This is a genomic window from Candidatus Merdisoma sp. HCP28S3_D10 (assembly GCF_052065835.1).
Lineage (GTDB): Bacteria > Bacillota > Clostridia > Lachnospirales > Lachnospiraceae > Laedolimicola.
Map to the genome: position 1 here is coordinate 186,130 of NZ_JBQHTG010000001.1, position 16,121 is coordinate 202,250.

The window sequence follows — 16,121 nt, forward strand, 5'->3', positions numbered from 1 at the left end:
TCTGTGAATCTCTTCTGTCTAAATAATACCAATTTCCCCGACTTCTGTAAATCATACCGGAGTATGAATTTTAATTTCTCCCGCTTTTGCTTACTTTTTTTCCCTGTACTTGTTTACTTTTCTCCGAAAATATATTAGAATCGTAACGAACTATTATTTTTACCACTATATATAAAGGAGATTTTTGTTATGGAAATTTCAGCTTTACAGAAAGCCAGATATGAGTACGCTCCGAAGCTTCCGGGTATGCTCAGAAACGGCATCGCAGATATTTGCGTAAAAGAAGGCGAAGCTACACAGAGCGTTGCGGATCAGGATAAGATCCAGGCTCTTTTCCCGAACACCTATGGCGAGAAGGAAATCACCTTCGAGAAAGGCCAGAATACCTCTGCTCCCAAGAAGCAGGTAGTAGGCGTTATCCTTTCCGGCGGACAGGCTCCGGGCGGACACAACGTTATCTGCGGTCTCTACGACGCACTGAAGGCTACCAACAAGGAGAACGTACTGTACGGCTTCAAGGGCGGCCCCAGCGGACTGATCAATGACGATTATGTAGAGTTCGATGATGAGTTCATCAATGCATACCGGAATACCGGCGGCTTTGATATCATCGGTTCCGGCCGTACCAAGCTGGAAACTGAGGAGCAGTTCGCTATCGTTTCCGAGGTTTGCAAGAAGCACGGCGTAACCGCAGTGGTTATCATCGGCGGTGACGACTCCAATACCAACGCTGCCGTACTGGCTGAGTACTTCGCGGCACACAACACTGGCGTACAGGTCATCGGCTGCCCGAAGACCATCGACGGAGACCTGAAGAACGAGGACATCGAGTGCTCCTTCGGTTTCGATACTGCTACCAAGACCTACAGCGAGATCATCGGCAACATCGAGCGTGACGCAAATTCCGCTAAGAAGTACTGGCATTTCGTAAAGGTTATGGGAAGAAGCGCTTCTCACGTAGCTCTGGAGTGCGCGCTGCAGACTCAGCCGAACATCTGCCTGATTTCCGAGGAAGTTGCAGAGAAAAAGATGTCCCTGTCCCAGATCGCTGACTACATCGCTGATTCCGTAGCAAATAGAGCTGCCAAGGGCATGAACTTTGGTGTGGCTATCATCCCGGAGGGCGTGGTTGAGTTCGTTCCGGAGTTCTCCGTACTGATTCAGGAGATCAACGAGCTTCTGGCTGGCAGCAAGGCTGACGAGTTCAACGCTCTGGCTACCTGGGCTGACAAGTATGCCTTTATCGAAAAGGGTCTGACCAAGGAGTCCATGGAAGTATTCGCCATCCTTCCGCAGGCTATCCAGCAGCAGCTGTTCATGGAGAGAGATCCCCACGGCAACGTACAGGTATCCCTGATCGAGTCCGAGAAGCTGTTCTCCTCTCTGGTAGCTGCAAAGCTTGCTGAGAGAAAGGCTGCCGGCACCTACAACGGCAAGTTCAGTGCCCTGCATCATTTCCTGGGATACGAAGGAAGATGCGCATTCCCGTCCAACTTCGATTCCGACTACTGCTACTCTCTGGGTTACAACGCATTCATGCTGATCCAGTACGGCTACAACGGATACCTGTCCAAGGTTTCCAACCTGTCCAAGCCGGCAAATGAGTGGGTTGCAGGCGGTATGCCCATCACCAAGATGATGAACATCGAGAGAAGACACGGCGAGGATAAGCCGGTTATCAAGAAGGCTCTGGTTGAGCTTGACGGAGCTCCCTTCAAGTTCTTCGAGGCTCATCGCGCACAGTGGGCAGAGGAAACCTGCTTCGTATATCCGGGCGCTATTCAGTACTACGGACCGACCGAGGTTTGCGACGCTACCACCAAGACACTGGCTCTTGAGCAGGCAAAATAAATCTGAGTATAGGAATGTCCTATTACACCAAAAGGATCGCGCATAAGCGCGATCCTTTTTTTTAGAATAAGATTTCCATATTTTTCCTATACTCTTCCGGTTACTGTCAGCACACTCACACCCGGATTGGACACCCAAGCTCCGGTAGTGCTTTCCTGGGTAAAGGCTGCCGCCGGAACGGTAATCCGTCCGGCCGTGGTGATAAATTCCCCCGTCGTCTCGTTGTAGGTGTAATCTGCCCCTTCCGTCCAGGCGGTTCCGTTCAGGGCCACGGACACCTCTGAGAGAACCGGGTTAAAGATATCTGTCACTACCACATTGTCTCCGGCCTCCGCCGCCGTATTGCCTCCGTTCTGAATCAGGAAGGTATAGGTCAGAATTCCGTTTTCTGCTACCGGTACCGGGCTTACAGACTTGGTAATGCACAGCTCCGGCGCGCTCTGGGCTCCCACTGTCTCGGTGACTGTGATGGGCGTAATTCCGCCTCCTCTCAGAACCGCCTGATTGGAAATGCTGCTTTCCCGGGTCGGCGGCGCGTACTGGTTGGTTCTCGCTTCATAAATCAGCGTGGCGTTCCCGCCGGCCGGTACGGTAATTCCGGATATCACAAGGGGCGGTCCCGCTGTCACCGCAGGCGCTGTCTGCCGGACTCCACCCACGTAATACTGCAGGGTTCCCGGCACATATTCCAGAGGCGTCAGCGTAAGGGTACTTTCCGTGTACGCTCCCAGATTATCCGAGATATTCAGTCCCGTAAACGCCAGAGTTCCGCTGTTTACGATGTTGATCACATAGGTAACCGTATCATTCTGTCCGTACGCATTCTCCACTGCGGTCTTCGTCGCCGAAAGTACCTCCAGAATCTCCCCCACCGCAATATTGGAATTCTTCACTGCATTGTTATATGACAACTGAGCCTGATTCGTAAATTGAGCCATCCTCAAAACCTCTCTTTCCCCTATTACGGCCCGCTTTACTGCTGCAGGCCTGTTATATCTTATGTAACGGGGAAGGAGAGTGTGTTCATTCTTATTCGCCCAGGTACGCTTTCTTAACCTGATCGTTGTCCAGCAGCATCTTTGCGTCGCCCTCCAGCACAATCTTTCCGGTTTCCAGAACATAGCCTCTGTCTGCGATTGACAGAGCCTTCTTTGCGTTCTGCTCTACCAGCAGGACAGTAGTGCCGCTCTTGCTGACCTCCTGAATGATATCAAAAATCTCATTTACAAAAATGGGGGACAGACCCATGGAGGGCTCATCCATCAGAATAATCTTCGGGTGGGACATGAGGGCCCGGCCCATGGCCAGCATCTGCTGCTCGCCTCCGGACAGGGTTCCCGCCATCTGGTTTTTCCGTTCTTCCAGTCTCGGGAACCGCTTGTATACACGAAGCAGCGTCTCCTCGATCTCTGCTTTATCCTTTCTGGTAAAGGCGCCCAGCTTCAGATTGTCCAGCACGCTCAGCTGCGCGAATACACGGCGTCCCTCCGGCACATGGGCCATTCCCATGGACACGATCCGATGGGCCGGAACTTTCGTGATATCCTGTCCCTCAAACAGGATCTCTCCATGTTTCGGGGAAATCAGGCCTGTGATGGTCTGCAGGGTTGTGGTCTTGCCTGCGCCATTGGCACCAATCAGGGCGATAACCTCCCCCTCGTTTACCTCGAAGGAGATTCCCTTGATGGCCTGGATCATGCCATAATAAACCTCTATATCTTTTACTTCCAGCATTGCCATATTTCCGTTCCTCCTATTCTCCCAGGTAAGCTGTGATTACCTTCGGGTCCTTCAGCACATCGGCGGTATCGCCCTCTGCAAGCACCTGACCGAAATTCAGAACGGTCAGCTTTTCGCAGATACCGGATACCAGCTTCATATCATGCTCAATCAGAAGAATCGTCATATGGAACTCATCCCGTACAAATCGGATGGTTTTCATCAGTTCCATGGTCTCGTTGGGGTTCATGCCCGCTGCCGGCTCATCCAGAAGCAGAAGCTTCGGATCGGTAGCCAGGGCTCTTGCAATCTCCAGCTTTCTCTGCTTACCATAGGGCAGGTTGGAGGCCTTATAGTCTGCTTCCTTGTCCAGATCGAAAACCTTCAGAAGCTCCATGGCCCGCTCGTTCATCTCCTTCTCCACCTTATAGTACTTCGGCAGGCGAAGAATGCCGGTCAGGGTAGAATATCTGTGATGATTGTGCAAACCAACCTTTACGTTATCCAGAACCGTCAGGTCGCTGAACAGACGGATATTCTGGAAAGTACGGGCAATGCCGTGTTTATTGATTTCAATCGTTTTCTTACCTGTAATATTTTCACCGTCCAGCATAATATAACCATCATTGGGCTGGTACACACCGGTCAGCAGGTTAAATACCGTGGTTTTTCCTGCGCCGTTTGGCCCAATCAGACCATAAAGCTGTCCCTGTTCTATCTCCATGTGGAAATCGTCTACAGCGCGAAGTCCGCCAAAGGAGATTCCAAGATTCTTTACTTCCAGTAATGCCATCTTATTTTACCTCCTTTGTCTTTTTGCCGCGCTTACACGCGTTCTTGATCCGTTCCTGAATCTCCTGTCCGCCCTGGCTGGAGGTAAAGATCATGGTTGCGATCAGAACCACTGCGTAAATCAGCATACGGTAGTCGTTCAGAGAACGGAGAAGCTCCGGAAGCAGGGTCAGCACCACTGCCGCAATGATGGAGCCGCGGATATTGCCGATACCGCCCAGAACTACAAAGACCAGAATCATAATGGACATGTTATAACCGAAGTTCTTCGGCAGCGCAATCAGGGTAGACAGGTTATGGGCGTACAGCACGCCTGCAGTTCCTGCCAGAGCCGCGGACACGGTAAAGGCCAGCAGCTTATACTTGGTAATATCGATTCCTACAGACTCGGCTGCGATACGGTTATCGCGGATAGCCATGATCGCGCGGCCGGTGCGGGAATGGATCAGGTTGGTAACGATAAACAGCGTCACCAGAATCAGAATAATTCCAATCAGGAAGGTGGAATCATTGGGGGTTCCGGTAATACCCTGGGGTCCCTTGATCAACACCTGTCCGCCGGGCTCCAGTCCCAGGGACATACTGTCCTTAGTGGATACGTGGAAGCCTGCGCTGTCCCGGCCAAGGAAAATAACGTTGATTACATTTTTAATGATCTCACCGAAGGCCAGGGTTACAATCGCCAGGTAATCGCCCTTCAGACGAAGTACCGGGATACCAATCAGGAAGCCGAACAGCGCAGCCGCCGCGGTTCCAATCACCAGTGCCAGGAAAAAGCGCAGCCCGGAAATCTGGATGGTATCTGCCATAATCTTGGAAAACAGCGCGCCCGCAAAGGCTCCTGCGCACATGAAGCCCGCATGGCCCAGACTCAGCTCTCCTAAGATACCTACGGTCAGGTTCAGGGAGATGGCCAGAATCACATAGACACAAAGGGGAACCAGAAGTCCCTGCAGCAGACTGGAAATCATGCCGGCCTGTAAACCAACGGTTACCAGAATATAAGCTACAATCACAATTCCGTATGTAATCAGATTGCTTTGAAGCTGTTTGCTCATTTTCTTCATCTTCCTCACCTACACTTTCTCCTGAATCTGCTTACCCAGAAGTCCGGTAGGCTTCACAAGCAGTACTACAATCAATACGGCGAACACAATCGCGTCTGCCAGCTGAGAGGAAATATAAGCCTTGCTCAGGATCTCAATCACACCCAGAAGGATGCCTCCGATAAAAGCGCCCGGAATGGAACCGATACCGCCGAATACGGCAGCTACAAAGGCCTTGATACCAGGCATGGAGCCTGTATAGGGAGTCAGCGCCGGGTAGGAGGAGCACATCAGCACGCCTGCGATGGCCGCCAGGGCAGAACCGATCGCGAAGGTCAGGGCAATGGTCGCGTTGACATTGACGCCCATCAGCTGCGCGGCGCCGCTGTCCTCGGATACTGCCAGCATGGCGCGTCCGGATTTGGAATACTTCATAAAGGTCATCAGACCGGCCATGATAATCAGGCAGGCCAGAACCGTTACGATGGTTTCTCCGGAGATCACCAGCTTGCCGTCCATCAGCTTCAGCGCCGGAATGGTCACAACGGAAGTGAAGGACTTGGTGTTGGCCCCGTAAATCAGAAGTGCTACGTTCTGCAGGAAATAGCTGACTCCAATGGCGGTAATCAGCACTGCCAGCTTGGAAGCCTTCCGCAAGGGCTTGTAGGCAATCCGCTCAATCAGCACACCCAGAACTGTGCATGCCACAACCGAAAGCAGAACGCCCAGTACCGGCGGCAGTCCCATACCGCTGACGGCGGTAAAAGCCACGTAAGCGCCGATCATAATTACATCTCCATGCGCGAAGTTCAGCATCTTCGCAATACCGTATACCATAGTGTAGCCCAGCGCAATCAGCGCATATACGCTTCCCAGGCTGATTCCGTTCACCAGGTAGGATATGAATCCTATCATACATAACACCTCTTCTTTTTCTCTGTTTACGAGTTTTGCGTATTATTATAGCACACCGCTTTCCCCCGTTCAACACTTTATTGCGTTGATACAGTATATTTCCGAAATCTTTTCTGTATCAAAAGGGGAGGACCCTGTGAAGGATCCTCCCCTCGTTGGGTTGGTTGTTTATCAAAGATTAAAGCTCTGTGTACTCTCCGTCTACAACTTTGACTACCAGCGGAGCCTTGTTGGGCTCACCCTCAGTTCCCCATGTGATGTCCTTTCCGGTAACACCGCTGTAGGTGATAGTGGTCATAGCGCCCTTTATAGCGTCGCACAGATCGGATACGCTCATATCCGGAGTAGCTCCTGCTGCCTCAATGGCTGCCTTTACTACGTATACACAGTCATACGCGTCTGCCGCGAACTGGTTCGGAGTCTCGCCGTATGCTTCCTCATACTTGGATACAAAGTTCTGTACCTGCTCGTCCTCGGACTTTGCTACGAAGGGAGCCAGGAAGGTCAGACCCTCTGCCAGGGAAGTATCGAAGTTCTCTACGCCCAGGATACCGTCCATACCGTCACATCCGAAGAAGGTCGGCTCGTATCCCTGCTTGCTGCACTCTGCCAGTACCAGAGAAGCCTCGGTGTAGTAGAAGGGCATGAACAGCAGATCCGCGCCTGCGTCCTTGGACTTCTGAACCTGTACGGAGAAATCTGTCTTAGCGTCAGCTGTGAAAGCCTCTACAGACACGATCTCGAACGGCTGATTTGCGGCTTCTGCAGCAAACGCCTCATAGATACCGGTAGAATATACGTCAGAGCTGTCGTAGATTACAGCAACCTTCTTTGCCATTCCGTTCTCACCGATATACTTTGCGGACTCGGTACCCTGTGTCGGGTCAGAGAAGCACATACGGAACGCATTGTCATACTGTACGCACTCTACGGCTGTTCCGGACGGTGTAATCTGGAACATGTTGTCTGCGTGAGTCTTCTCAACTACTGCGATACACGGAGCGCTTGTGGTGGTTCCGATAAGAACCTGCATGCCCCAGTCCTTCAGGTTGTTGTATGCATTGACTGCTTTCTCGGCGTCATGCTCGTCATCCTGGAAATTGTAGGCGATCTGGTATCCGCCTATACCGCCTGCCGCGTTGATCTCGTCAACCGCAACCTGGATGCCGTTCTTTACTGCATTTCCATAGATAGCAGCGCCGCCGGTAATCGGGCCTGTCGCGCCAATCTTAAATGTGTCGCTTCCTGCCTCAGAAGAAGCAGAAGCACTGTCTGTGTTGGTTGTGTCTGCTGCGGTATCCTTGGATCCACCGCATGCTGCCAGTGAAAAAACCATGGAACCAGCCAGAAGTAAGCTTAATACCTTTTTCATAATAGTTTCCTCCTTTTGAATTACTTGCCATCTATCTTACTCCCGGCTTTTTCTATTTGTCAAGCACTTTCCCAAAAAGTTTAGGAAGTTTCTATAGAACTTTCAGAAAATTCTTCTGCTACGCTTCCAGTACCAGTACGGACCGGGGACCCAGATACAGAGAATTGCCCCTTGCTTCCTTTCCCCGGGGATAAATGGCCCCTGTGGGACCGTCGCAGGTACAGACCTTCAGGCTCCAGCTTTTTTCCTCCGGCAGTCCCGGCAGTGCCACCCGGATGCCTTCCCACCAGGGATTGATGGCCAGATAAACCAGATCGTCCCGGTTCTTTTCCTCGTCCCGGCCCGCATACAGGACGCCAAAGGCACGGGTATCGGAAGTCAGGGCGCCGTCCCAGGCCCGTTCCGTGTGAAAGCTGATCCCCGGAAATCCGCAGGCGGCCTTGGGAAGCTCCCGCCGGACGGCCGGATGCTTTTTCCGGAATTCTATCATATATTTAAAAAATGAGAATAATTCCTGATTTTTCTCCAGCAGGCTCCAGTCCAGCCAGGATATCTCATTATCCTGGCAGTAGGCGTTATTGTTGCCATACTGGGTATTGCCGAATTCATCGCCTGCCAGAAACATGGGCGTGCCCCGGCTGCACAGCAGCACTGCCGCCGCGTTCTTCATCAGCCGCAGGCGGAGCTTCTGCACTTCCGGATCTTTTGTCTCCCCTTCCGCGCCGCAGTTCCAGCTCCGGTTGTCGTCGGCCCCGTCCGTGTTATTCCAGCCGTTGGCCTCATTGTGCTTGCCATTGTAGCTGTACAGATCCCGCAGGGTAAAGCCGTCATGACAGGTCAGGAAATTCACCGAGGATTTGGATCCGCTGTAGCCGGTCCGGTTCTCCGCGTAGAGATCGCCGGATCCCGTTATCCGGTTGGCCGCCTCCGGCGCAAACCAGTAATCCCCCTTCAAAAAGCTCCTTAAGGTATCCCGGTAGCGCCCGTTCCACTCCGCCCAGCGTTTCCAGGCCGGGAAGCTGCCCACCTGATACAGACCGCCCGCATCCCAGGCCTCGGCTATCAGCTTGGTATTGCCCAGCAGCGGATCAAAGGCCAGCCGTTTCAGAAGGGGCGGATTGCTCATGGGCGATCCGTCCTCGCTGCGTCCCAGAATACTGGCCAGGTCAAAGCGGAAGCCGTCCACCCGGTACTGGCTGACCCAGTAACGCAGAGCTTCCACAATCAGCTCCTGCACCACCGGGTGATTGCAGTTCAGGGTATTGCCGCAGCCGCTGAAATTGTAATACTTTCCGTCCGGGGTCAGCATATAGTAAATCTGGTTATCAAAGCCCTTGAAGGAAATGAAGGGACCGAGCTCATTTCCCTCTGCCGTATGATTGAACACCACATCGAGGATCACCTCGATTCCGGCGCTGTGGAGATCCCGGATCAGCTCCTTTAGCTCCATGCCCTCCCGGTTGTATTCCTCCGCTGCCGTATAGCTGGTGTTGGGCGCAAAGAAGCTGACCGTATTGTAGCCCCAGTAATCCAGCAGAGTCCGGCCGTCTACCTCCCGTTTTCCCATGGTTTCATCAAACTCAAAGATGGGCATCAGCTCCACCGCATTGACGCCCAGCTCCTTCAGATAGGGAATCTTCTCCCGCAGGCCCGCAAAGGTACCCGGATGGGCTACGCCCGAGGAGCTGTCCCGGGTAAAGCCCCGTACGTGGAGCTCATAGATAATCAGATCGCTCATATCGTAGAGGGGATCCGGATCTGCGCCCCAGTCAAAATTATTCCGCACCACCCGGGCGTGGTAGAGCCCCTCCTTCTCCTGGTGCTCTCCCCAGACGCTCTGTCCGGTAACGGCCCTGGCGTAAGGATCCAAAAGCACATGCTTCCGGTCAAAAAGCAGTCCCTTTTCCGGGTTCCAGGGGCCGTCCAGCCGATAGGCATACTCAAACTCCTCGATATCCAGCCCGTAGACGATCATGGAATAGACCTTTCCGATATGGCAGTGCTCCGGAAAGGGCAGCACCGCAAAGGGCTCTGTCTCCTTCCGGTGATACAGAAGCAGCTCACAGGAGGTGGCTCCCTGGGAATGAATCGTAAAATTCACGCCCTCCTCCAGCGCCGTAGCTCCATACAGCTCATACATACCCGGACGCACCGGAAAACCGGCCACCGTGTCCAGGGGCTTCAATGCTTTATACATTTCCATTATTTTTTCTCCCACAGACTCACTGTATTGCCACTGACCGAAAGGGACCGGATGCTCCGAAGGAAGCTGGACAGACGGCTGTAGCCATAATCCTTGATGTCAAAGGAGCTGTGCTTCTTGTGTATTTCCTCATAAATCAGGGACAGGTTATCCACCTGGCCGCCATTCTTCTGGATAAAGACCTGAATCTCCCGCTCCAGCTTCTCTCTGTCCAGCTGCTCATGGAGCCCTACCGCCCAGGCTGAATCCTGCTGGTAGAGACTTAAGCGCGGGCAGGTATCCTGCAGAAATACCATCAGCTTGGTATAGCCGTAATTTCGCACGTCAAAATCCGTAAACCGATCATTCAGGCGACTGCCCAGCTCTCCCAGATAAGTCGCCTTCCCCTTATTTTCATTATCATTGATGATGGAAATGATCGCGTCCTCAATCTGGATAAGAGGCGTTACCGCACTTCCGTGCTCCTCCTCAGCCGATATCTTTCCGCTCTTCTTCTGTCCGCTTGTCGCGGACATTGTCTCCGTGTCACCGACCTGCTTATTGATCAGATTCAGATGGATAAATTTGTTGCAGGCCTTGGTCAGGGCCATAGGGGTCTTGGATTCCCCCATACCGATGACGTACATATTCTCCTCTCTGAGCCGCATGGCCAGTCGGGTGAAATCACTGTCGCTGGTCACCAGGCAGAAGCCGTCCACCTTTCCGGAGTACAGGATATCCATGGCGTCAATGACCATGGCCATATCCGTGGAATTCTTCCCGATTGTATAGGAAAACTGCTGGACCGGCGTGATGGAATTCTCCAGCAGCACCTGCTCCTTCCAGCCGTTGGATTTTCCGGACCAGTTGCCGTAAATTCGTCTAAAGGACGCGTATCCGTAGTTTTCAATCTCATTAAAAATGCTGCCTGCGTACTTTGCGCTGATGTTGTCTGAATCAATCAGCACCGCAAATTGTTTCTTGTCTTCAATCTGTTCCATAGCCTTCTCCCTCTATTTTCCCTTCGGTTCTCCCGGCGTCCAGTTATCGGACGGGGACATATTGAAGGTGATATTTTGTCCGTCTGACACGGCCACGACCGTACCCTGATCATCGGTCCGGAAGATCTGGATTCCCATTTCCCGGAACCGATTCAGCACCTCCGCATGGGGGTGTCCGTAGGTGTTGCCCTCACCGCAGCTGATGACTGCATAGGAAGGCTGCACCGCCTGTAAGAATTCCTCCGTGCTGGCTGTACGGCTGCCATGGTGGGCCGCCTTGTAAACGTCTGCCTGCAGCACTTCGCCGCTCTCCACCATATCCTCTTCGGAATGCTCCTCCGCGTCGCCGGTAAATAAGAAGCTATTCTCACCAAACTGCACCTGCACTCCCACGGAATAATCGTTGGCGTTGCTTCCGTAATCGTCCTTCACCGGACACACAACCGTAACCTGCGCTTCCCCCAGCGCATAGACAGTACCCGCCACCGGATACGTAATGCTGTAATCCTTCTCCCTGACAGCCTGTATCACGTCCTCGTAGGTTCTGGTATCCTTGCTGTAATCCGGCATGAGAATGGTATCACAGTCGAATTTGTAAAGGATCACATCCAGTCCGCCGATGTGATCCGCATCCGGATGGGTGCCAATCACATAATCCAGATGGTCTATCCCCTGGTGCTCCAGATACGCCTGTACCTGGGTTCCCTTGCTGTTATTGCCTGCGTCAATGAGCATGGCGTGCTCGCCGTTTCGTATCAGCGTACAGTCGCCCTGACCGATGTCCAGGTAATGAACCTCCAGCGTGGAACCGTCCGATACCACCGTGCCGCCTGTTTCTTTTGTGAGCTGCTCCTGCACCGGATAAACAGCCGCCAGTACCAGCGCAATTACCGCCAGCAGGAACTTCTTTGCCTGTTTTTTTGTTTTTTTTCTGCCTCGTGCCATAGTGTCTGTCTTACTCCCTGTTTTTAGTCCATATGATTTCAGCTTTTTCTATTATAACACAAAACAGGCGTTCGGACAGCCTTTATTTTCTGTCCGGACGCCTGACGTGTCTCTTCCTATTTATACAGTCCTTGTGATATCCTGTTACTGCCTGTCTGCCACAGTCTCCTCTTTCCGGTTCAGAATCTCCATAAATTCTTCCCCGGTAATCGTCTCCTTCTCGTACAGGAATTTCGCAATCTCATGAAGCTTGGGCATATTCTCGCACAGCAGCTTTCTGGCCTTCTCATGCTCACGCTTAACCACTTCCACTACCTTTTTGTCAATCAGTGCGGCTGTCTCCGCCGAGCAGGCCAGGGAGGTATCGCCGCCCAGATACTGGTTATTGACCGTCTCCATGGCTACCATATCAAACTCCTCTGTCATACCGAAGCGGGTAATCATAGCCCGGGCCAGCTTGGTAGCCTGCTCGATATCATTGGAGGCTCCTGTGGTAATGGAGTGGAATATCAGCTCCTCTGCCACACGGCCGCCGGTAAAGGTGGCAATCTTATTCTCGATCTCCTCCTTGCTCATCAGGTTATGCTCGCCGGACTCCACCTGCATGGTATAGCCCAGCGCCCCGGAGGTACGGGGAATAATGGTAATCTTGTGAACCGGGGCAGAATGGGTCTGCAGAGCCGCCACCAGGGCGTGTCCCACCTCGTGGTAGGCTACAATCAGCTTCTCCTTATCGGAGAGCACCTTATTCTTCTTCTGATAGCCTGCGATTACCACCTCTACGCTCTCCTCCAGATCACTCTGGGTCACGTATTTGCGATTCTGACGCACTGCCCGCAGAGCGCCCTCGTTGATGATATTAGCCAGCTCCGCGCCGGACGCGCCTGCGGCAGCCCGGGCAATGGCGTTGAAATCAATATCGTCGCCCATGTGTACCTTCCGGGCATGAACCTTCAGGATATCCTCCCGTCCCTTCAGGTCCGGCAGCTCTACCGGCACTCTCCGGTCAAAACGACCAGGACGCAGCAAAGCAGGATCCAGGGATTCCGGACGGTTGGTTGCCGCCAGAATCATAACACCCTTACGGCCGTCAAAGCCGTCCATCTCCGTCAGAAGCTGGTTCAGGGTCTGCTCCCGCTCGTCATTTCCGCCCATTCCGCCGCCGTCACGCTTCTTTCCGATGGTATCAATCTCATCGATGAACACGATACAGGGCGCCTTTTCATTGGCTTGCTGAAACAAATCCCGCACCTTGGCCGCACCCATGCCCACGAACATTTCCACAAATTCCGAACCGGAGATGGAGAAGAAGGGTACATTGGCCTCGCCGGCCACTGCCTTGGCAAGCAGGGTTTTACCGGTTCCCGGAGGGCCTACCAGAAGCGCGCCCTTGGGCATGGTGGCTCCGATCTCCGTATACTTGGCCGGATTGTGCAGGAAATCCACAATCTCTGTCAGCACCTCTTTTGCCTCGTCCTCGCCGGCCACATCCGAAAATTTAATGCCGGTGGTGGATTCCACATAGATCTTGGCGTTGCTTTTTCCGAAGGTCATGGCGTTGCCGCCCATCATTCCGCCCATTTTCTTATTCATGTTGCGAATCAGTATCTGACCGAGGACAATCATGATAATGAAGGGCACCAGAGACATCAGCATAGAACTCCAGATAGACGGCTCCTCTACGATCTCCGTACCGAACTCGACCCCCGCGGTCGTCAGACGGTTGACCAGCTCCGGGTCGTTGAAAACGCCGGTTTTATAATATTTGACCGGATCCGACTTATCCGAAAAGATAATCTGGTTGTCCTCCACCTGAACCTGCTTGATCTCCTCCTTGTCCAGCATGGTCAGGAAGGTGTCATAGCCTACCTCCTTCACCGCCGGAGTAAGCACTCTCGGAAAGACGAACATATTCAGCAGAATCATGATGACAATCACGAGAGTATAATAAAATATAAACGGTTTTTTGTTATTCTTGACTTCTTTCATCCTTATCTCCTGTCTTTTCAGCGTTTTCTTAAACAGAAGAATAGCATTTTCTTTTTCAGGAATCAATGAACATTCTATAAATTTTTCTTAAAAAACCTTATATCTGCCCCTTTTTTTCCGGATCCGGCAGCACGCCCTCGCAGTCAAAGGCCGGTATGAAGCTTTCCTTCGCCGTCTCTCCCTCCTGGATAAAGGCATTTTCCACGCCCAGGGAAATGGTATAATCAAGAAGCCGCTCATACTCCCGCCTGGTCACCCTGCGGTTCAGCTCGGGCCACTCTTCCATGCCGGATAAGGGCGTATATTGGTTCATCAGGCTCAGATATACCTGATCCCCATAGGTTTCAAATACATATTCCACCACTGCCTTCGCGTTTTTCAGGTGGTTCGGAAGCAGAAGATGACGGACGATCACGCCTTTTTTCATCATGCCTGCCCGGTCAAAGTCTGCCGCGCCCACCTGGCGCACCATCTCCCCCAGGGCCGCCTTTGCAATCTCGGGATAATCCGGCGCATGGGAATACTTCCCCGCCGCCTCCGGATCCAGATACTTAAAATCCGTCAGATAGATATCCACGACGCCCTCCAGAAGCTTCAGGGTGCTCACCTTTTCATAACCGCTGCAGTTGTATACCATCGGAAGCTTCAGACCCTGCTTCCGGGCCAGCCCCACCGCTTCCACAATTTCCGGCGTGTAGTGGGTAGGCGTCACCAGATTGATATTGGCCGCTCCCTTTGCCTGAAGCTCCAGAAAAATCTCCGCCAGCCGCTCTACGGTGATATTCTCGCCCCGCTCCGCACCGGCGATGTCCCGGTTCTGGCAATAGACGCACCGCAGCGGACAGCCGCTGAAAAAGACGGCTCCGGAACCGCTTCCCCCGGAGATGCAGGGCTCCTCCCACATATGAAGCGCCGCTCGGGCGCATTTGATAGTTTTTCCCGTCACTCCGCAAAAACCGCGCCGACCGTTTTCACGATCGGCGCGGCAGTCGCGGGGACATAACTCACAAACTGACATAGAATCCCTCTTTATTTCTCCTCGGAGTCCTCATCGGTCTCCACATTCGTCTGTTTTACCCGAATCTCGTCTACATGGTGATTATCCACCTTGGTTACCTCGATTTCCAGCCCCTTGTAAGTCAGCTGGTCGCCCTGCTCCGGTACCCGGCCAAACTGCTCCATAACCCAGCCGCTGACAGATACCATCTCAGACTCGTCATTCAGCTTAAAATACTCCGCGAATTCCTCAAAATCCATAGAAGCATCGACCAGATAGGTATCCGGCGCAATCCGGCGCAGCAACACCTCCGCCTCCTCATGCTCGTCCCAGATCTCGCCTACCAGCTCCTCCAGGATATCCTCCATGGTGACAATGCCGCAGGTTCCGCCGTATTCGTCCACGACCACCGCCACATGGGTCTTGGCCTTCTGCTGCTTCTTCAGAATCATCCGGATAGGCTCGCTCTCCAGAACATAGATAGCCGGGGAAATGATATCCTTCACTTCCTTTTCCGTAATTCCACGCCCCACATAGAAATCCTTCCGGTGGATGGTTCCCAGAATATCGTCGATGGTATCCCGGTAAATCAGCAGACGGGAGAACTTGGTCTCGGTGAACATCTCCGCAATTTCGTCCTTGGTGGCTGTGATCGGCAGAGCCGCCAGATCCGTCCGGTGAATCAGAATATCCCGGGCCTCCTGATCGGAAAACTCAATGGCATTTCTCAGAAGTCCGCCCTCGTCCTCATCGATGGTTCCGTCCTCCTGTACCTCATTTACCAGAGTCAGCAGCTCCTCCTGAGACATCTTGGCGCTGGGCTCCAGATGAAAAATCTTCGTCAGCAGCTTCTGCCAGCCGGCAAACAGAACGTTCAGCGGCAGGAACATCCAGATCAGGATCTGCACCACAGGAGCGGCAAACATAGCCAGCTGCTCCGGGCAGTTATTTGCGATACTTTTCGGGGAAATCTCTCCAAATATCAATACTACAATCGTCACCACCAGCGTGGAAATGGTCGCGCCCATATCTCCGTATTTCATGGTAAACAGTACGGTTCCCACAGACGCCATGGCGATATTTACGATATTATTGCCAATCAGAACGGTGGAAATCAGCTTATCATACTGCTCGTCCAGTCTGCAGACCAGCGCCGCGTTCTTGTTGCCCTTCTCTGCCAGCGTCTTCAGCTTCGTGGTATTCATTGCAGAGAACGCCGTCTCTGTGGCGGAAAAAAAGCTTGACAGTACCAGACAGACTACCATGATGGTAAGGTATGTACCCATAGTAAAATATTACTCTCCTTTTTCTA

Annotated in this window: 13 protein-coding genes; 1 reads left to right on the forward strand and 12 read right to left on the reverse strand. The window is 52.7% G+C overall.

The window, feature by feature from the left end; translation table 11 throughout:
- The first annotated feature begins 189 nt into the window (after window positions 1-189).
- Window positions 190-1,851, forward strand: a complete 1,662-nt coding sequence (locus tag ACTNCH_RS00785) for a diphosphate--fructose-6-phosphate 1-phosphotransferase (RefSeq protein ID WP_441015696.1) — start codon at window positions 190-192, stop codon at window positions 1,849-1,851.
- An 86-nt stretch (window positions 1,852-1,937) separates the two neighbouring features.
- On the opposite strand, the gene ACTNCH_RS00790 is transcribed toward ACTNCH_RS00785, so the two are convergent.
- The 12 genes from ACTNCH_RS00790 to ACTNCH_RS00845 all read right to left on the reverse strand — a co-directional run bounded on the left by ACTNCH_RS00790 (window position 1,938) and on the right by ACTNCH_RS00845 (window position 16,095).
- The gene (locus tag ACTNCH_RS00790) at window positions 1,938-2,789 is read right to left on the reverse strand and encodes a hypothetical protein (RefSeq protein ID WP_441015693.1); all 852 of its coding nucleotides are present in this window, start codon (window positions 2,787-2,789) and stop codon (window positions 1,938-1,940) included.
- 91 nt (window positions 2,790-2,880) lie between these two features.
- The gene (locus tag ACTNCH_RS00795; RefSeq protein WP_441015690.1) at window positions 2,881-3,591 is read right to left on the reverse strand and encodes an ABC transporter ATP-binding protein; all 711 of its coding nucleotides are present in this window, start codon (window positions 3,589-3,591) and stop codon (window positions 2,881-2,883) included.
- A 13-nt stretch (window positions 3,592-3,604) separates the two neighbouring features.
- Window positions 3,605-4,363, reverse strand: a complete 759-nt coding sequence (locus ACTNCH_RS00800) for an ABC transporter ATP-binding protein (protein ID WP_441015687.1) — start codon at window positions 4,361-4,363, stop codon at window positions 3,605-3,607.
- 1 nt (window position 4,364) lies between these two features.
- Window positions 4,365-5,429: a branched-chain amino acid ABC transporter permease gene (locus ACTNCH_RS00805; protein ID WP_441016141.1), complete on the reverse strand. Its 1,065-nt coding sequence runs from the start codon at window positions 5,427-5,429 to the stop codon at window positions 4,365-4,367.
- Window positions 5,430-5,438: 9 nt separating this feature from the next.
- Window positions 5,439-6,320 carry a branched-chain amino acid ABC transporter permease gene (locus ACTNCH_RS00810; protein WP_441016138.1) on the reverse strand — a complete coding sequence of 294 codons (882 nt, stop codon included), beginning with the start codon at window positions 6,318-6,320 and terminating at the stop codon, window positions 5,439-5,441.
- Between the two features lie 181 nt (window positions 6,321-6,501).
- Window positions 6,502-7,698, reverse strand: a complete 1,197-nt coding sequence (locus ACTNCH_RS00815; protein WP_441016135.1) for an ABC transporter substrate-binding protein — start codon at window positions 7,696-7,698, stop codon at window positions 6,502-6,504.
- 115 nt (window positions 7,699-7,813) lie between these two features.
- Window positions 7,814-9,898: a glycogen debranching protein GlgX gene (gene glgX, locus ACTNCH_RS00820; RefSeq protein WP_441015684.1), complete on the reverse strand. Its 2,085-nt coding sequence runs from the start codon at window positions 9,896-9,898 to the stop codon at window positions 7,814-7,816.
- The gene (locus ACTNCH_RS00825) at window positions 9,898-10,878 is read right to left on the reverse strand and encodes an NYN domain-containing protein (protein ID WP_441015681.1); all 981 of its coding nucleotides are present in this window, start codon (window positions 10,876-10,878) and stop codon (window positions 9,898-9,900) included. The genes glgX and ACTNCH_RS00825 overlap by 1 nt, the downstream gene beginning before the upstream one ends.
- A gap of 12 nt (window positions 10,879-10,890) precedes the next feature.
- Window positions 10,891-11,823: a ComEC/Rec2 family competence protein gene (locus tag ACTNCH_RS00830; protein ID WP_441015678.1), complete on the reverse strand. Its 933-nt coding sequence runs from the start codon at window positions 11,821-11,823 to the stop codon at window positions 10,891-10,893.
- Between the two features lie 144 nt (window positions 11,824-11,967).
- On the reverse strand, window positions 11,968-13,812 hold the full coding sequence (gene ftsH, locus ACTNCH_RS00835; RefSeq protein WP_441015674.1) for an ATP-dependent zinc metalloprotease FtsH: 1,845 nt from the start codon (window positions 13,810-13,812) through the stop codon (window positions 11,968-11,970).
- A gap of 97 nt (window positions 13,813-13,909) precedes the next feature.
- Complete coding sequence (locus ACTNCH_RS00840) at window positions 13,910-14,830, reverse strand: radical SAM protein (protein WP_441015671.1); 921 nt, start codon at window positions 14,828-14,830, stop codon at window positions 13,910-13,912.
- Between the two features lie 11 nt (window positions 14,831-14,841).
- Entirely contained in the window at window positions 14,842-16,095 is a 1,254-nt protein-coding gene (locus ACTNCH_RS00845; protein ID WP_441015668.1) for an HlyC/CorC family transporter, read from the reverse strand.
- Window positions 16,096-16,121 lie beyond the last annotated feature (26 nt).